We start from the raw sequence: 17,591 nt of genomic DNA, 5'->3' as shown, positions 1-17,591 counted from the left end.
ACGATGCTAGCATCGTTGAACTTTAAGTAATAAATTTAATCCTTTAATAATCTGTATCGGTTATTTAGGACTGGACAAGATTTTGTAGATAATTCTAAAACGCTCCCCACTCAATTAGCTCAAAAGCATTTAACCAAACACCCTTATTTCCTTTACCATTAAAATTAATTTTTACTGGCTTGTTTCCATCTGATGTAAAAATTACTTCTCCTGTTCCTGGAGCTTCCCATTGCATTTCTTTACCAGAAGTTATCTTTGCGGTAAGTGTTTTATCACCAATAAGCGCATCAGAATATATTATTACATTATTTTCATAAGGTAATTTATGAATGGTAGCAGACTTTAATTTATCCTTGTTAGGATCCATTAGGTCTGAATTACTACTTGGAGCATGGTGCCACGTTTTAAGTTTATAAGTTCCTTTAGGAAGGTTTTTAAAAACTAAGTTTACTCCTTTATCATCTATAGCAATTACACCATCGCCATAGGCGTAGCCATATTTACCAATAACATTCATTTCTCCTAACCAACGGTTAATACCATTTGCAGAACCTTTTTCTATAGTTGCAGTAGTACCTTTGAATGACTTAAAAGAATAACTATTATTAGCTTCGTCTGAACCGTACCAAGGATTCCAGTTAAATTGTAAAAGTTGGTCGCTAGCACCTAAATCTACTCTCTCTTTGGTAAAATCATAGATAGCAGTAGCATTATTAATAAGGGTATTAGTACTAAAAGAAACTAGATTAGTACTAGCGCTGGCCGATTTTAACCCTTTAGCTTTTGCGGTAATTGTTATTTTGCCAACCGTATTTCCTGCTCTAATTAAGGCAGGGGCAACACCATATTCTGTAAACATAGGGTTAGCATTTATAGTAGCTTTATCTCCAATAACTGAGGCATCTCCTTTAACCGCAAATTTTATTATGTGCTTTGTGTTAGGAACTGTGGTTCCGTTTTTATCTACAACGGTGGCGTAAGCCATTAAAATATCAGAACCATCTGCCTTAAATTGTCGTCCTTCTGTATCTAATTTTAGAGTAATAGCATAGGGTTTTCCAGCATTTTGTTTTGAGGTTTCAAGAATGCTTCCATTAGTAAATAAAGCCTTGGCAGTTAACTTTCCAGGAGCATATTTTATATTTTTAAAATGAAAAGGAGCATGTTCTAAACCGTCATAAATAGTGTCTTTACTTGGGGTTGCTTTTTCTAATAATTTACCGTTTAATAAAAGTTCTACCGCATTTGCATTACTGTAAACAGTAATTTCTTTAGTTTCTGGTTGCCATTCTTCTAGAATATTTACAAACGGAGTTTTTAGCATTTCCGCTTTGTACCATTCTAACTCAGGGCGTGGATATCTAAAAATAGTCATCATTCCGCTACGGGTGCGGTCTATTTTATCTTTAGCCTTATCATGTGTAGGATGAAAGGTGTAATAAGCATGTGCAGTCCATGAAATTAAACCAGTCATTAAAGGGTCATTTTTAAACGGTGCTACTGCAGCAGGGCCTTTTCTACCTTCCATAGCAAACATAGGTTCGGAACGGTCCCAAATAAAAGGGCCGTATAACATGTTCGCATTTACATCGGTTAAACCAGAAGTTTGCCAACCTGTCCATCTAGCCCCTTGAGAAGCAGTAAGCCTTGTAGGATCTTCTTGTTTTATGGTGTTATGAACACGTGGCACATAACCTCTATGATTTACTCCGGCTCCCCACATAATTATAGAAGCATGATTTCTATGGTTACGAATCATAGTTCTGGCAGATTTTTCTAGGTTATTCCACCATTCGTCTTTGTCCGATATAGAGATCCACGTAGGAGCCTCTTCATATACTAAAATACCAAGTTCATCACAAGCTTCTATTAAAGCATTGTCTTGCGGGTAATGTGCAGTACGCATAATATTAAAACCATATTCTTTAAACTGTAACATGTCTTTATAGTGTAACGAATTTGGTACGGCATCTCCTAAATAGGGATACTGTTGGTGTCTGTTTGCTCCAATAAGCTCTATTGGTTCGTTATTTAATAGAAAGCCACGAACAGGGTCTTGTTCAAATTTTCGAAGTCCAATTTTAGTTTCTACAAAGTCTATTTCTTTACCATCAATTTTTATAACACTATTTACACGATATAAATAAGGGGTATCTATTCCCCAAAAGTGTACATTATCTTCTAAACTACCTATTTGGTTAAATTGATATTCTTCTTGGGGTTTTATGGTAGATGTATCTACTAAACGTAAAACAGAAATTCCTTCTTTGTTTAAGATGCGGGTAACTATTTCACAGTTTACTTTTTCTTTATTTTCGTTTTTAACTGCTGTTTTAATATTAATGGTAGCGTTTTTATTAACAGGATCTATGGTTGGTGTGGTTATATGCACCCCCGAGTTTAAGGTCTCCCAGTTAAAAGTTACGTGAACAGGGTTTGTTTCTACCAAATATACATCTCTATATAAGCCACTAAACTTTACATAATCAAAAGGTCCTGGGTCTGGCGGAATCATTTCGTTTCTTCTGTTGTCTACCAAAAGAGTTATTTGGTTTTCTTGCCCTTTGGTTACAAAATTGGTAATATCAAAATGAAAAGGAGTATAACCACCTACAGCATGTTGCCCTACATGTTTACCATTTACCCACAAATTGGTTACTTGGTGTGCTCCTTCAAACTCTAAAAACACTTTTTTGTTAGAGTTGCCTACAGATATATTTTTACGATACCAACCAACTTTTCTATGAAAAACGAGTTGTGTTTTTTCATCCTCTAAACCATCTAAAGCTAAAGAGGTAAGTTCTAGGGTGTGAGGAACATTTACGTTTTGCCAATTAGAATCCTTTAATTCCTTTGTAAAGTTTTTAGCTTCCGGATTTCCTAAGTGAAATTTCCACCCTTGATTAAGGCTCATTTTTGTTCGGTCCGTATTTGGAAAACCATACGGTAAATTTTGACTATTTATTTTTTGAAAAGCGAATAGACTTATAAACAATAACAGTAATACAATTCTTTTCATACTATAGAGTTTTGAATGAATGACTACAAATTAAGAAAACAAGTTGAGGTGATATTCATTTACGTTTAAATAGGATCATATGTTATCCATTTTTAAACATAAGAAATATGTGCACTAATTTTTAATACTAAAAGAGGTTACTTATAGTATTTTTTAAATTCCAATATTCTATAAATTTTTGAATATAGTTATTATAGTATATTTTATGCTAGTAGTTTTATTTAAGGCTTTGTATGAAGCAATTGTAACTTACTATTTAGACGTTATATATTTTATAATAATTATTTAAATAAAATTAAAAGGGCACCTAAAGCAGTTAAAAATAAAATCATTTTTCTATAAAACCCCTCCTTAATTTTAGTAACTAAAAAGACTCCAAAGAATAAACCAAGAAGTATACCTGGAATTAATTTTAAGTTTAAAATAAAAGAATCTAAAGTAATGGTCTTCCACACAAAAACATGAAATGGAAGTTTAAAAATATTGATAATAAAAAACAACCATGCTGCAGTACCAATGAATTCATTTTTTGGTAAACGCATTGCTAAAAAAAAGATATTACTAAAAGCTCCAGCTAAGTTACCTATCATTGTTGTAATTCCTGCCATTAAACCCATACTACCCGCAAAAGCCCAATGCGTAGGTACATTTTTAGACTTTTTGCGATCCCACCAATACATCATTATAACACTACCTAGAATAACAATAGCCATACTATTTTTAAAGGTTAACTCATCTAAGTCTTTTCCAATAAAAACACCAATTAGTACGCCTAGCATCATCCAAGGTAAAAAGCGTACTATATATTTCCATTGGGCATGTCTGTTATAATAAATAACCGCAAAAATATCTCCAACTATAAGTAACGGGACAATTAAACCAGTAGATTCTTTTGCTCCAAAAGCAAGAGCCATTAATGTAACTATTAATATTGCTATGCCTTTAATACCGGACTTAGAAACACCAATGATAAAGGCAGACAGTAAAGCCAAAAACCATTGCATATTTGTTAATTCTAAAGAAAGTAATGATAACATATAATATGAATATATAAGAATGAGTAAAAGTATATATAAAAATATAATACCTTTAAAACCAATCAAAAATAGTATATGAATTTAAGTGCATTAGATTATACGCTTATAATTGGGTTTTTTTTAATTGTTTTAGGGGTAGGTTTTTTTGTTTCTAAGAAATCTGGAAAGGATTCATCGGAGTTTTTTTTATCGGGGAGAACAATGCCTTGGTGGCTTTTAGGCCTTTCTATGGTTGCAACTACTTTTTCTACAGACACCCCCAATTTAGTAACAGATATTGTTAGAACCAATGGTGTTTCTGGTAATTGGGTATGGTGGGCATTTTTAATTACAGGATTATTGACTGTATTTGTATATGCTAAGTTATGGAGAAAATCTAATGTAAAAACAGATTTAGAGTTTTATGAATTACGTTATGGAGGTAATCCTGCTAGTTTTTTACGAAAATTTAGAGCGGTTTATTTAGGAGTTTTCTTTAATGTAATTACTATGGCAGGAGTAACACTTGCTGCTATAAAAATTGGAAGCATAATGCTTGGTTTAGAACCTTGGCAAACCGTTATTTGTGGAGGAGTAATAACCGTTATTTTTAGTGCTTTAGGTGGTTTTAAAGGTGTTGTGTATACTGATTTTTTGTTATTCTTTGTAGCAATGGCAGGTTCTATTGGTGCTGCGTATTTTCTTGTAAATATTCCAGAAGTTGGTGGTATAAAAGCCTTAATGGCTAATGAAAATGTTAGTAATAAACTATCTATTTTACCAGACTTTAGTAATAAAAAAGCACTTATAACATTATTTATTATTCCTTTAGCTGTACAATGGTGGAGTTCATGGTATCCTGGTTCAGAGCCTGGTGGTGGTGGGTATATAGCCCAAAGAATGTTAGCTGCAAAAGATGAAAACCATGCCATTGGCGCAACGTTCTTTTTTAATATTATGCATTATGCTTTAAGACCTTGGCCATGGATTTTGGTGGCATTAGCATCTTTAGTTGTATTTCCAGATATTGCTAGTATACAAGAAGCTTTTCCTACTATTTCTGAAGACAAATTAGGGCATGATTTAGCGTACTCTGCAATGCTTACGAAGCTTCCAAGCGGACTTTTAGGGTTAGTGTTAGCCTCTTTAATTGCTGCATATATGAGTACAATCTCTACACAATTAAATTGGGGTTCTTCCTATATTGTTTTCGATTTTTATAAACAACAAATTAACCCAAATGCATCAGAAAAAAAGTTAGTAGCAATTGGTAGATTATCAACAGTTTTTTTAATGATATTAAGTGCAGGCTTAGCGTTACTTCTGCAAAATGCACTACAACTTTTTGATGTTCTTTTAACCTTTGGAGCAGGTACTGGACTTATATTTATTTTACGATGGTTTTGGTGGCGTATAAACGCTTGGAGCGAAATTACCGCAATGTTTGCCTCGGGTTTAATAGCTATTATTTTAAAATTTACGCCTATTGGCGATTTCTTATTTGCTATAGAAACAGGTGTTTTCTCAGATTGGATGGAGTATCCATTTGTTGTATTAATAACCACCATTATATGGCTGGCAGCTACTTTTATGACACAACCAGAATCTCCAGAAGTTTTACAAAATTTTTATAAAAAAATACAACCAGGCGGTCCAGGTTGGAATAGTGTAGTAGCTAAAGCATCAGAAAACAATATATCTATTAAAAACAATCATGAAAAGTGGAGTGTGCCCAAGGGTATATATGCAATGATTGTGGGTTGTACACTTATTTATTCATGTATGTTTGCTACAGGATATTGGATATATGGTAAAACAACTTTGGCGCTAACCTTAACAGGTATTGCAATTGTTTCTGCCTTAGTGCTTATAAAATTATGGAAAGCTCTTAAAGAAGATATTTTGTAATTACCCTCTGTTTGCCATTAATTTAGAAACATATTTACCAATAACATCAAATTCTAAATTAACTACAGTTCCTACTTTATAGGAACCAAAACGGGTATGTTCATACGTATAAGGAATAATAGCTACGCTAAAGGTGTTTTTACCAGAATTTACTACAGTTAAACTTGTACCATCAATAGTAATAGAACCTTTTTCTATAGTTGGGTTGTTTAAAGTGGCATCATATTCAAAAGAAAAAAACCAACTACCATCTTTTTCGGAGATAGAAGTACATATACCTGTTTGGTCTACATGCCCTTGAACTATGTGACCATCTAACCTAGAACCTAAAATCATGGCACGTTCTAGATTTACTTTTTCTCCAACAGCTAGGTTATTTAAGCTTGTTTTTTTTAAAGTTTCCTCTATAGCTGTAACGGTATATTCTTTGTCTTTTATGGTAACAACAGTTAAACACACGCCATTATGAGCAACACTCTGATCAATTTTTAATTCCGAAGTAATGTTAGATACAACTGTAATATGCAAATTACTTCCTTCTTTCTCTAAATTAGTAATTTGTCCTAGTGTTTCAATTATTCCTGTAAACATGTGTCGTTTTATTTAAGTAATTTTGCGCAATATATTTAGATACAAAGGTAAAGATATAATGCAGGAAAAAGCGAAAATTAAATTAGGTATATCTATAGGAGATTTAAACGGTATAGGTTGCGAAGTTGTTTTAAAAACTTTTGCAGACTCTAGAATGCTAGATTTTTGTACCCCAATTGTTTTTGCATCAAACAAAACAATATCACAACAAAAAAATCATTTAAAAATACCAATTAATTATAACGGTGTACCAGATGCGTCTAAAGCTTTAGATGGTAAATTTAATGTGGTAAATGTTTGGAAAGAAACTCCAAAGTTAAATTTTGGAGAAGCAACACCAGAAGGGGGTAATTTTGCTATTAGATCCCTACAAAAGGCGGTAGAAGCATTAAAACAAGGTAAGATAGATGTTTTGGTAACTGCACCTATTAATAAGAATAACATACAAAGTAAAGAATTTAATTTTCCAGGACATACAGATTATTTGGCTAAGGAATTAAACGGGCAGAGTTTAATGTTTATGGTAACCGATGATTTAAAAGTTGGTCTCTTAACAGATCATGTTGCCGTTAAAGATGTATCTGCTGCAATTACTACTAAACTAATTAATGATAAGATTCAGGTAATAGAGAATTCTTTAAAGATGGACTTTGGAATTACAAAGCCTAAGATTGCACTTTTAGGAATAAATCCACATAGCGGAGATAATGGTGTTATTGGCATAGAAGATGATAAAATTTTAAAGCCAGTTATTAAAGAATTGGCAAATAAAGGACATTTAGTTTACGGTCCTTATGCTGCAGATAGTTTTTTTGGGTCAGACGGGTATAAAAAGTTCGATGCTATTTTAGCGGCGTATCATGACCAAGGGTTAATTCCTTTTAAAACGTTATCTTTTGGAAAAGGTGTAAATTATACCGCAGGTTTAAGCAAGGTAAGAACCTCTCCAGACCATGGAACTGCCTATGAAATAGCAGGAAAAGGTAAGGCAGACCATAGTTCTTTTAAGGAAGCAGTGTTTTCTGCAATACATATTTTTAGAAATAGAGAAGAGTATTTAGAGCTAACAGCAAACCCATTAAAAAAGCAAAAAATTACTAGAAAATAAGTATTGTATTAAAACACAATGATTTATTGTTTAATTTTAATGAGTAAAAATTGGGTATTATTAAAATAATAGTATCTTTGCACCCCCCTATAATTGGGTGGGCGTTCTAAATTTAAGTGTTTATACGATGAAGCAAAAGGAGTTTACTATTCCTTTCTCAGGATTGAAGCAAGGGAAACATGAGTTTAAGTACGTAATTAAAAACGAGTTCTTTGAATCTTTTGAATATGATGAATTTAATAGCGCAGATGTTAATTTAACTGTACTATTAAATAAAACGAGCACTATGATGGAGCTTGATTTTATAGCATCAGGTAGCGTAAATGTTAACTGCGATACTACAAACGAACCTTATAATCAATCAGTAGATTCTGATATGCAATTAATAGTTAAGTTTGGAGAAGCATTTAATAATGAAGACGATGAAATTTTAATATTACCTCATGGGGAATATGAAGTGAATATTGCTCAGTACGTTTATGAAATGCTTGTTTTAGCAGTGCCTCAAAAAAGAGTGCATCCTGGAATAGCAGATGGCACATTAAAATCGGAGGCTTTAGATAAATTAGAAGAGCTTCAGCCTAAAGCAAAAGAAGAAAAAGAAAATAAAGAAGAAAGTGATCCCAGATGGGACGAATTAAAAAAACTATTAACGGATAAATAAGTACTAATGGCACATCCAAAGAGAAAAATTTCCAAAACAAGGAGAGACAAAAGAAGAACACATTACAAAGCTGTAGCTCCTACTTTGGCAACAGATTCAGCAACTGGTGAAATGCATTTATACCATAGAGCACACTGGCACGAAGGAAAACTATACTATAGAGGTCAAGTTTTAGTTGACAAAACTGTAGAAGCGGAAGCTTAAATAGGAAGACATATTTAAAAAACTCTCTCATTGTTATAATGGCGAGAGTTTTTTTTATTTCATTTTTGGTATAAAATTCTTTTATTTTCGTACTAAAATTTAAAATCCCTGACTAGGGATTCTTTTTTTAGAAAAAAGTTAAAAATTGACGGTTTTTCATCAAAAAGTCCCAAAAAATTACTATTTTTCGACGATTTTGATTCATTTTTGAAGTTTTTTACCCAAAAGCAACTACTACATGAATAAACTTACCGCAGCTATTACTGCTGTTGGGGGCTATGTCCCTAAACATATTTTAACCAACAAAATGTTGGAAGAAATTGTAGATACTAATGATGAGTGGATTACCACTAGAACTGGTATTAAAGAAAGAAGAATTCTTAAAGAGGATGAAGGAGAGGGTACTTCTTATCTAGCAATAAAAGCAGCTGAAGATTTAATTGCTAAGAAAAGTGTAGATCCAAAAGAAATAGATTTAGTAGTTGTAGCAACTGCAACTCCTGATAATATGGTTGCTTCAACGGCAGCATTTGTTGCTTCAGAAATAGGAGCAAGTAATGCTTTTGCATATGATTTATTAGCAGCATGTTCTAGCTTTCTTTTTGGCTTGTCTACAGTAGCTAGTTATATTGAATCTGGCAGATATAAAAAAGTATTACTTATTGGAGCAGATAAAATGTCTTCTATTTTAGATTACGAAGATAGAACTACTTGTATTATTTTTGGAGACGGAGCTGGAGCAGTACTTATGGAACCAAACACCGAAGGTTTTGGTCTACAAGATGAGTATTTAAGATCAGACGGGACAGGAAGACAGTTTTTAGGAATGGAAGGTGGCGGATCTTTAATGCCAGCAACTATAGAATCTGTAAAAAACAGAAAACATTATATTTTTCAAGAGGGAAGAACTGTATTTAAATTTGCAGTATCTAATATGGCAGATGCAGCTGCAGAAATCATGAAGCGTAATAACTTAAGTGATAAAGATGTAGACTGGTTAGTGCCACACCAAGCAAACAAAAGAATTATAGATGCAACATCTAATAGAATGGGATTAGATGAAAGTAAGGTAATGATGAATATTCAAAAGTATGGAAACACTACTTCTGGAACATTACCACTGCTATTATGGGATTACGAAAAACAACTAAAAAAAGGAGATAATCTTGTATTTGCCGCTTTTGGAGGTGGCTTTACTTGGGGTTCTATTTATTTAAAATGGGCCTATTAAATTATTAAAGAAAATAACCAACTTAATGTATTTTTATTATGGATGTTAAAGAAATTCAAAGCCTAATTAAATTTGTGGCAAAGTCTGGAGCTAGTGAAGTAAAACTAGAGACAGATGATTTAAAAATTACTATTAGAACTGGCGCATTAAATGCAGCACCAGAAACAACATATGTACAGCAAATTCCTGTTGCACAACAAGCAATGGCACCAGCACCAGTAGCAGCTCCTGTAGTAGATGCACCAGCAGCGCCAGCTACTCCTGCTGCAGAAGACGATTCTAAATATATAACAGTTAAATCTCCAATAATAGGTACATTTTATAGAAAACCATCTCCAGACAAACCATCTTTTGTTGAGGTAGGAAGTACCATTGCAGAAGGAGATGTACTTTGTGTTATAGAAGCAATGAAATTGTTTAATGACATTGAATCTGAAGTTTCCGGTAAAATTGTAAAAATATTAGTGGATGATTCTTCTCCAGTAGAATTTGACCAACCATTATTCTTAGTAGACCCATCTTAATAATTTTAAGTAGCAAATACTGCTTTTTTAGTAGTAGTACCTATTAGAATTAATATTTAAAATTTAAAGAAGATGTTTAAAAAAATACTAATTGCCAACAGAGGAGAAATAGCATTACGTGTTATTAGAACCTGTAAAGAAATGGGAATAAAAACAGTAGCTGTTTATTCCAAAGCAGATGAAGAAAGTTTGCATGTAAGATTTGCAGATGAGGCCGTTTGTATAGGACCAGCTCCAAGTAGTGAGTCTTATTTAAAAATTCCAAATATTATTGCAGCAGCAGAAATTACAAATGCAGATGCAATACACCCAGGATACGGATTTTTATCAGAGAATTCTAAGTTTTCTAAAATTTGTGCAGAGCACGATATAAAATTTATTGGAGCTTCTGGGGAACACATAGACCGTATGGGAGATAAAGCTAGCGCTAAATTAACCATGAAAGAAGCTGGGGTACCTACAGTTCCTGGTTCAGACGGATTATTAAAAGATGTGGATGATGCCTTAGAAATAGCTGAAAAAATGGGATACCCTGTTATGATAAAAGCTACAGCTGGCGGAGGCGGAAAAGGAATGCGTGCTGTTTGGAGTGCAGAAGAAATGCCAGACCTTTTTGAAAGCGCGGTACAAGAAGCTACTGCAGCCTTTGGTAACGGAGGTATGTATATGGAAAAGCTTATTGAAGAGCCAAGACATATAGAAATTCAGATAGTTGGTGACCAATACGGTAAAGCATGTCACTTATCGGAAAGAGATTGTTCTGTACAAAGAAGACATCAAAAATTAACGGAAGAAACACCATCTCCGTTTATGACAGATAAGCTTAGAGATGCTATGGGTAAAGCTGCAGTAAAAGCTGCAGAATATATAAAATATGAAGGTGCAGGTACCATAGAATTTTTGGTAGACAAGCATAGAAAGTTCTATTTTATGGAGATGAATACTCGTATTCAAGTAGAGCACCCAATTACAGAACAAGTAATAGATTACGATTTAATTAGAGAGCAAATATTAGTTGCTGGTGGTGTGCCAATTTCTGGTAAAAATTATTTACCAAAATTACACTCCATAGAATGTAGAATAAATGCAGAAGACCCTTATAATGGGTTTAGACCTTCTCCAGGTAAAATTACTACATTACATATTCCAGGAGGCCATGGTGTACGTATGGATACACACGTATATAGTGGGTATACTATACCGCCAAACTATGATTCTATGATTGCTAAATTAATTACTACTGCGCAAACACGTGAAGAGGCAATTAATAAAATGAAAAGAGCTTTAGATGAGTTTGTTATTGAAGGAATAAAAACTACTATTCCGTTTCATAGACAGTTAATGGATCATCCAGACTATTTAGCTGGTAATTATACAACAGCATTTATGGACGATTTTGAAATGAATCCGATAGATAAATAAGAAAAAACCCTAATGAAAATTAGGGTTTTTTTATGCAACCTTGTTTTGGGCACCCCTGTTTTCAGGGGAGTAAATTCACTAGTAACCGTCTAGTGAGGAGTATAAATTGCATTTACTTTTGTTTAATAATAAACAAGGACACTAAAAAATTATTAAAATGCAAGAACTACAATTTAAACCATTTGAAAAAGCACAGTTAATTGAAACGCTTCAAGAAAAGTTTCCGCAATATAAAGTTCAAAATACTTTTGGCAACTTACAAGTAAGAACTAGTGGTTTTACACTAACAGGCAATGTAAAACTCAATGTTAATGGTATTAAAGGAAAAATAAAGACCCAAACAAATTACGACATGTTAATTTTATTCTTAATAATTTCTTTTCCAATAGGAATTTATATTTATGCTAAAAAGGAGAAGCAAAAGGCAATGGAAAATGAGATTGTAAATAAGTTACAAGAAATTTTAGTCCCAGTGGGGAAAAATAGCCATCCATTTTAGGAAGAGAAAGTTTAAAAGCACAAATACAATTTATAGTTAAAATTAGTGTTACCTATTACTATACTAACGCAACCAATATGATTAAAAAAGCATTTATTTACTTCAGTTTATTTGTTTGTATTTCTTTATGCACTAGTTGTTTCGAAATTTTAGAAGAAATAAAGCTAAATAAAGACGGTAGCGGTACTATTATGGTAACTCTAAACATGAGTAAGAGTAAGTCTAAATTAGCCTCTATAATGCTTTTAGATAGCATAAATGGGTATAAAATTCCTTCGGAAGATGAGATAGAGGAATCTTTTAAAGATGTTATATATCATTTAGAAAAGACAGAAGGAATAACTAACATTAAAAAAACAAAAGATTTAGATAATTATATTTTTACAGTTTCCTGCGATTTTAAAGATGTAGATAATGTAAACGACATCTTTAAGGATTTAATCAATAAGCAGAATAAGAATAACTACACCAATTTTACGACTACTAATTTATCCTTTAGCCAATCTGATAAGGTGTTTAAAAGACATTTTAAGTATGATGCAGCTATAAAAAAATCCTTTAACACTTTAAAAAGTGAAGACCGTAAAGTTTTTGACGGTGCTAGTTATACTTGCATATACAGGTTTCAAGACAAAGTAAAAAGTGTTTCTAATATAGATGCTAAAATAGCACCAAATAAAGCAGCTGTTTTTTTAAAAATAGATGCCCTTTCTCTAATACTAGGAGAAAAAAATGTTGAGAATAAAATACAATTAACCGAATAATACCTAAAATGAAAAAATTTGTAATAGCAGTTTCTGCTTTTTGTATTACCCTTACAATTAGCGCACAAGATTTAATTACTAAAGTGCCTTCAACGGCTTCGGCAGTAGTTTCTATAAAAGGGGAAAACTTGTTGCAGTTAATGAATTTAGAAGAGTTCTCTGATTCTAAATTTGGTTCTCTTTTGGAAAAAGAATTATCTAAAGAAACAGATGGAAAGCTAACAACACTAGAAGATATAGGAATAGACTACAATAACACGGCTCATTATTTTTTTGAAATGAAAGATAATGTGTTTACCAACTGTTTTTTAATTCCTTTACAAAACTCTAACGGTATTGCAAACTCGTTTTCGGAAAGAGACCAAGCTAAAATTGTAAAAGAAGCGAGTCTTTCTTATTTACATGAAGAACGAGATGACCTAGTTTTAATGTGGAATGATACGTTGTTAGTTTTTGTAATTGCTATAGATAATTCTATAGATGAGGATTATTATGGTTATGATTACCAAAGCGAAATAGGTGTTGAGGAAAAAGTGTATGACTCTATTGAAGAAGAAGAGGCAGCTTATAAAAAAGAAAGAGAAGAGAAAGAAAAACTTCGTTTAGAAAGAGAAGAAAAAAGATTAGCAAAACGTGAGGCTTTTAAAATTAGCACATTAGAAAATGCTAAGAAGATACTTGCAGGAACATATGCTAGTAAAAGTATACTTACGAATAAAGAATATTTAAAAAGCTTAGGTAAAGGTAATGAAGAGGCAAGTGTTTGGGTAAATGATTTAGGAACTATATACCAGCAAGCTTTACCAAGTTATATGTATGGAAATTCTTTTAATCCATATAGCTTTATGAATATAGAAAAGATGTACGGAGGCTTATCTGTAATGGCTAAGTTAGATTTTAAAGAAGATGAAGTTGTTCTAAAGACTGAATATACCATGAACGATGAGATGGCAGATTTGTATAAGCCTATGTATAATGGTAAGATGAACAAAAACTTTACTAAATATATTAATGAAGATGATATGTTGGGTTATATGTCTTTAAACCTTAGTACAGAAGGTCTACTTACAGCGTATCCTAATTTGGCTTCAAGTTTATTTGATACAGGTTCTGGAGAAACTATTAGTGAGTCTGTTGCTTTAGGAGCAAAGGTTCTTTCTTTGTTAATTGATGAAGAAGGTACTTCTAAAATTCTAAGAGGCGATATGTTTTTAGCTCTTACTAATTTATCTGAGAAGCAAGTAACGTATACAGATTATGAGTATGATGAAGATTTTAATTATACCGAAATAGAGAAAACAAAAACTGAAACTGTCCCAGACTTCCTATTTATGTTTACTTCTGAAGAGAAAGAAATCTTTACTAGAATAATGAGAATAGGTATAAAAGAAAAGCAATTAGAAGCTAAGAATGGTCTATTCCAATTTATAGATATGCCAAAATCTACACCTTTTAACATGTATGTTATGTATAAAGACAATACCGTAATTTTTGGTAGTTCTTTAAAAGATATGACAGCAATACAAAAAGGAACGTATGTTTCTAAATTGTCTAGTGAGCACAAAAAGAATATTACCAAAAATGCATCGAGCGTATATGTAAATGGTAAAAAAATCATGTCTGAAATACCAGAAGATTCTTTTCCTAGAGAGTTACGTAATAAGGTAGATTTTCTAACATCAAATACAGAAGATATTAAATTCAATTTCCAAAAAATAAAAGGAAATAGTATGAAAGGAGAACTTATTTGGCAAACTTCAGAAGACGGTCATAAAAATAGTTTAGCCTATTTCATAAATATGATTGATGCTATCATGGATTAATGACTATGAAAAGGGCACTAAAAATAATTGTATTACTAAGTATAACTTCATTAATTGGTTATTGGGGTTATATATGGTATTGTAATACAGCCTCTTTATTGGGTGTTATTCATAAAGATGCGGATAGTGTTCTTAAAATAGGTATTCAGGACATTAAAGAAACACTTGTTTTAGATGCAATTGCTTCTCCAAGCTATTATTATAATAATGCCTCTTTTAAACAAAAGAAAAAAGAGAAAGATACTGTAGATACAAAAGGAGTAAATTTTACACCTTATAACTTGGTATTATTTACAGTACCTAAAGTACAAAATACCTTTTTTTCTATTCTTACTATTGATGATAATCATGCATTTAAAAATCAGATAAAAAAATATTCTAAGGGATTGCGTCAGGAAATTGATAAGGAGCACAACATACATTGGTTAGAGCATAAAAAACAACATTGGGTTTGTGCCTGGAACGCCAAAAAATTAGTAATTTCTTTTGGAGTTGATAATTCTTATCTAAATAGCAAGAGTGTTTTTTTAGAGGTTTTAAAAGAAGGTAAAGTAATTACTTCTAAAGATAATAAATGGATTACCGCCCTTTCTAAAAGTAAAAGCCACGTAACGTATATTACCCAAAAGGGAGAAACAAAACTTCAGTTTAAAGATGGCGAAGCTATTTTAGAGGGAAGCCTAGAAACAAAAGAAGAAGATGCATACCCCAAGAAAGTATCTTATGATAGATTTTCGAATGCAGCAGTAGAATTTTATTGGGATGGTAATTTTAATCGTAATAAAAATAGAGAACAATTTATAGCCTCTTGGAAAAAGAATGTGTTCTTAAAAAAAGTAAATATAAATGTGCCAGAGATTACAGAATTAACCAATGGTTTTTTCTACGCAGGTGTTACTGGTACAACTATGCAAACAGATACTATTGTAACATATGGTTACGATGACAATTTTAATAAAATTGAACAAAAAACGTTACAAGAAAAAGAAGTGCCTTCTATTATTTTAAATTTAGGAAGAGAAAAACAGCCTTTAAAAAACTACTTAAAAGAACAAGAATTGTTAACTGAAGATGATGTTTTTAAGAGCATTCCTTTATATCAGTTTCATGTGGAAGAAGAAGCTACAGCAACAATTTTTAAAACCCAAAAATTAAAAGAGAGTACAGAACAAATTACTAGTTCTAATTTTATGAATTTGTCTATAGATTTTAATAGAGCAAAAGAAACAATACAAATACCACAAGCAAATCGGTATTTTAATATACTAAATAGTTTGCAAATATCTGCCCAACAATCTTCTAGTAACAAAGTAGTATTAAAAGGTAGTATTGAAGGTAAATTAGATAAGATTAATATACTTTCTCAGTTGTTTTTTGGGCTAAAATCAGAGTAATTAACAAACTACAAGGTTTATTTTTTAAAAAGTTATTCTTTTATATTCTTTAAAACTTTTCATTAGCGATAAAACTAGCTGTTAAACGATGTTTAATGGAATAGAAGGTAAAGTTTTAAAATTTAAAACAGACTAATTAGTTGGTTACGTATTTTTAATTAGTATTTAAGCAATTGTACTTATTTTAGTGTTATGAATCTTAGTTATTGGGAATATAAAACATGGTTATCTAATATAGATTTTACTATTATTGGTAGCGGAATAGTAGGATTAAACTGTGCATTACACCTTAGAGAAAAATACCCAGAAGCCCGTATTTTAATTTTAGAAAAAGGAATTTTACCCCAAGGCGCAAGCACTAAAAATGCAGGTTTTGCCTGTTTTGGAAGTATTTCAGAAATACTATCAGATTTAAAGACGCACACTCCTGAAGAAGTGGTTTCCTTAGTTCAAAAAAGATTTAATGGTATACAAGCGTTAAGAGAAAAATTAGGCGATGCTAAAATTGGATACCAGCATTTAGGCGGGCATGAACTTTTTTTAGAAAAAGATAAAGAGCTATACTACACTTCACTATCTAAAATAGAAGAAGTTAATAAATTATTGTTTCCTGTTTTTAAAGAGAATGCTTTTGAAGAAAATAAGAATATTTTTAATTTCTTAAACATTAAAGAAAAATATATTACCCACAAGTTTGAAGGTCAAATAAACACGGGAACTATGATGCAGTCTTTATTACAAAAAGTGTTGCAAAACAATATATCTATCTTAAACGGCATACATGTCCAAGATTTTCAGGAAATGCAAGGCAGTGTGGAAGTAAAAACAGACAAATTTCAATTTAACACCCAACAACTTTTAATAGCAACTAATGGTTTTGCTGCTAATTTAATACCAGAAAAAATAAAACCAGCAAGAGCACAAGTAGTAATAACCAAACCCATAAAAAATTTACATATTAAAGGCACTTTTCATTTAGAAGAAGGTTACTATTATTTTAGAAATATAGAGAATAGAATACTTTTAGGCGGCGGTAGAAATTTAGATTTTAAAAAGGAAGAAACTACAGAGTTTGGAGTAACTTCTTTAATACAACAAAAATTAGAGCAGCTTTTAAAAGAGATAATACTACCAAATAAAGAATTTTCAATAGAACATACTTGGAGTGGTATAATGGGCGTAGGAGAGACAAAAAAACCTATACTTAAATCTATCTCTAACCGTGTTTTTTGCGGTGTTAGGTTAGGAGGTATGGGAGTAGCAATAGGAACAGTTATTGGAGAAGAACTAGCGTGTTTACATTTAAAATCATAGTTTTCTTTTTAAAAGACTTATTCTTTTAAATTATTTGTTATATTGATAACCCCAAAAAAAACTATAACTATCTTATTAAGAACTTTGCCTATCATAATACGTGCTAGTAT

The 17,591-nt window shown here is 31.8% G+C and carries 15 protein-coding genes; 12 read left to right on the top strand and 3 right to left on the bottom strand.

Annotated features, from left to right (window positions below; genetic code table 11):
• Nucleotides 1-94 precede the first annotated feature (94 nt).
• Together Q0820_RS13060 and Q0820_RS13055 are read right to left on the bottom strand one after the other, a co-directional pair.
• Nucleotides 95-3,019 carry a glycoside hydrolase family 2 TIM barrel-domain containing protein gene (locus Q0820_RS13060; RefSeq protein ID WP_298488089.1) on the bottom strand — a complete coding sequence of 975 codons (2,925 nt, stop codon included), beginning with the start codon at nucleotides 3,017-3,019 and terminating at the stop codon, nucleotides 95-97.
• Nucleotides 3,020-3,300: 281 nt separating this feature from the next.
• A complete protein-coding gene (locus Q0820_RS13055; RefSeq protein WP_298488088.1) occupies nucleotides 3,301-4,056 on the bottom strand; it encodes a sulfite exporter TauE/SafE family protein in 756 nt (251 codons plus the stop codon).
• Between the two features lie 75 nt (nucleotides 4,057-4,131).
• Here Q0820_RS13055 and Q0820_RS13050 point away from each other — a divergent pair, with 75 nt between their 5' ends.
• Entirely contained in the window at nucleotides 4,132-5,943 is a 1,812-nt protein-coding gene (locus Q0820_RS13050; RefSeq protein WP_298488087.1) for a sodium:solute symporter family protein, read from the top strand.
• On the opposite strand, the gene Q0820_RS13045 is transcribed toward Q0820_RS13050, so the two are convergent.
• The gene (locus tag Q0820_RS13045; protein ID WP_298488086.1) at nucleotides 5,944-6,534 is read right to left on the bottom strand and encodes a riboflavin synthase; all 591 of its coding nucleotides are present in this window, start codon (nucleotides 6,532-6,534) and stop codon (nucleotides 5,944-5,946) included.
• A 58-nt stretch (nucleotides 6,535-6,592) separates the two neighbouring features.
• Here Q0820_RS13045 and pdxA point away from each other — a divergent pair, with 58 nt between their 5' ends.
• From pdxA to Q0820_RS12990, 11 genes are all read left to right on the top strand, one after another.
• Nucleotides 6,593-7,642: a 4-hydroxythreonine-4-phosphate dehydrogenase PdxA gene (gene pdxA / locus Q0820_RS13040; protein ID WP_298488085.1), complete on the top strand. Its 1,050-nt coding sequence runs from the start codon at nucleotides 6,593-6,595 to the stop codon at nucleotides 7,640-7,642.
• Nucleotides 7,643-7,769: 127 nt separating this feature from the next.
• Complete coding sequence (locus Q0820_RS13035) at nucleotides 7,770-8,306, top strand: DUF177 domain-containing protein (RefSeq protein ID WP_298488084.1); 537 nt, start codon at nucleotides 7,770-7,772, stop codon at nucleotides 8,304-8,306.
• Between the two features lie 6 nt (nucleotides 8,307-8,312).
• Nucleotides 8,313-8,510 (top strand): 50S ribosomal protein L32, encoded by a 198-nt coding sequence (gene rpmF / locus Q0820_RS13030; RefSeq protein ID WP_121064451.1) that lies wholly within the window; start codon nucleotides 8,313-8,315, stop codon nucleotides 8,508-8,510.
• Between the two features lie 238 nt (nucleotides 8,511-8,748).
• Nucleotides 8,749-9,741, top strand: a complete 993-nt coding sequence (locus Q0820_RS13025) for a beta-ketoacyl-ACP synthase III (RefSeq protein ID WP_298488083.1) — start codon at nucleotides 8,749-8,751, stop codon at nucleotides 9,739-9,741.
• Nucleotides 9,742-9,779: 38 nt separating this feature from the next.
• A complete protein-coding gene (gene accB / locus Q0820_RS13020; protein ID WP_298488082.1) occupies nucleotides 9,780-10,265 on the top strand; it encodes an acetyl-CoA carboxylase biotin carboxyl carrier protein in 486 nt (161 codons plus the stop codon).
• A gap of 72 nt (nucleotides 10,266-10,337) precedes the next feature.
• Nucleotides 10,338-11,687: an acetyl-CoA carboxylase biotin carboxylase subunit gene (gene accC, locus Q0820_RS13015; protein ID WP_298488081.1), complete on the top strand. Its 1,350-nt coding sequence runs from the start codon at nucleotides 10,338-10,340 to the stop codon at nucleotides 11,685-11,687.
• Nucleotides 11,688-11,844: 157 nt separating this feature from the next.
• Nucleotides 11,845-12,186: a hypothetical protein gene (locus Q0820_RS13010; protein ID WP_298488080.1), complete on the top strand. Its 342-nt coding sequence runs from the start codon at nucleotides 11,845-11,847 to the stop codon at nucleotides 12,184-12,186.
• Between the two features lie 77 nt (nucleotides 12,187-12,263).
• Nucleotides 12,264-12,950: a hypothetical protein gene (locus Q0820_RS13005; RefSeq protein WP_298488079.1), complete on the top strand. Its 687-nt coding sequence runs from the start codon at nucleotides 12,264-12,266 to the stop codon at nucleotides 12,948-12,950.
• A gap of 8 nt (nucleotides 12,951-12,958) precedes the next feature.
• Nucleotides 12,959-14,773: a hypothetical protein gene (locus Q0820_RS13000; protein ID WP_298488078.1), complete on the top strand. Its 1,815-nt coding sequence runs from the start codon at nucleotides 12,959-12,961 to the stop codon at nucleotides 14,771-14,773.
• A gap of 5 nt (nucleotides 14,774-14,778) precedes the next feature.
• Nucleotides 14,779-16,167, top strand: a complete 1,389-nt coding sequence (locus Q0820_RS12995) for a hypothetical protein (RefSeq protein ID WP_298488077.1) — start codon at nucleotides 14,779-14,781, stop codon at nucleotides 16,165-16,167.
• 192 nt (nucleotides 16,168-16,359) lie between these two features.
• Nucleotides 16,360-17,481, top strand: coding sequence for an FAD-dependent oxidoreductase (locus Q0820_RS12990; protein WP_298488076.1), 1,122 nt, complete (start codon nucleotides 16,360-16,362; stop codon nucleotides 17,479-17,481).
• Nucleotides 17,482-17,591: the final 110 nt, after the last annotated feature.

This window comes from uncultured Maribacter sp. (genome assembly GCF_947495965.1).
Taxonomy (GTDB): domain Bacteria; phylum Bacteroidota; class Bacteroidia; order Flavobacteriales; family Flavobacteriaceae; genus Maribacter_B.
This window is presented reverse-complemented; position numbering and strand designations above follow the sequence as displayed.

What these genes read in the sequence shown, in the direction of transcription:
- Q0820_RS13025 (WP_298488083.1), top strand. Translation starts at nt 8,749, where the DNA reads ATGAATAAACTTACCGCAGCTATTACTGCTGTTGGGGGCTATGTCCCT.
- Q0820_RS13060 (WP_298488089.1), bottom strand. Translation starts at nt 3,019, where the DNA reads ATGAAAAGAATTGTATTACTGTTATTGTTTATAAGTCTATTCGCTTTT.
- Q0820_RS13055 (WP_298488088.1), bottom strand. Translation starts at nt 4,056, where the DNA reads ATGTTATCATTACTTTCTTTAGAATTAACAAATATGCAATGGTTTTTG.
- Q0820_RS12990 (WP_298488076.1), top strand. Translation starts at nt 16,360, where the DNA reads ATGAATCTTAGTTATTGGGAATATAAAACATGGTTATCTAATATAGAT.
- pdxA (WP_298488085.1), top strand. Translation starts at nt 6,593, where the DNA reads ATGCAGGAAAAAGCGAAAATTAAATTAGGTATATCTATAGGAGATTTA.
- Q0820_RS13045 (WP_298488086.1), bottom strand. Translation starts at nt 6,534, where the DNA reads ATGTTTACAGGAATAATTGAAACACTAGGACAAATTACTAATTTAGAG.
- Q0820_RS13000 (WP_298488078.1), top strand. Translation starts at nt 12,959, where the DNA reads ATGAAAAAATTTGTAATAGCAGTTTCTGCTTTTTGTATTACCCTTACA.
- accB (WP_298488082.1), top strand. Translation starts at nt 9,780, where the DNA reads ATGGATGTTAAAGAAATTCAAAGCCTAATTAAATTTGTGGCAAAGTCT.
- accC (WP_298488081.1), top strand. Translation starts at nt 10,338, where the DNA reads ATGTTTAAAAAAATACTAATTGCCAACAGAGGAGAAATAGCATTACGT.
- rpmF (WP_121064451.1), top strand. Translation starts at nt 8,313, where the DNA reads ATGGCACATCCAAAGAGAAAAATTTCCAAAACAAGGAGAGACAAAAGA.
- Q0820_RS12995 (WP_298488077.1), top strand. Translation starts at nt 14,779, where the DNA reads ATGAAAAGGGCACTAAAAATAATTGTATTACTAAGTATAACTTCATTA.
- Q0820_RS13010 (WP_298488080.1), top strand. Translation starts at nt 11,845, where the DNA reads ATGCAAGAACTACAATTTAAACCATTTGAAAAAGCACAGTTAATTGAA.
- Q0820_RS13005 (WP_298488079.1), top strand. Translation starts at nt 12,264, where the DNA reads ATGATTAAAAAAGCATTTATTTACTTCAGTTTATTTGTTTGTATTTCT.
- Q0820_RS13035 (WP_298488084.1), top strand. Translation starts at nt 7,770, where the DNA reads ATGAAGCAAAAGGAGTTTACTATTCCTTTCTCAGGATTGAAGCAAGGG.
- Q0820_RS13050 (WP_298488087.1), top strand. Translation starts at nt 4,132, where the DNA reads ATGAATTTAAGTGCATTAGATTATACGCTTATAATTGGGTTTTTTTTA.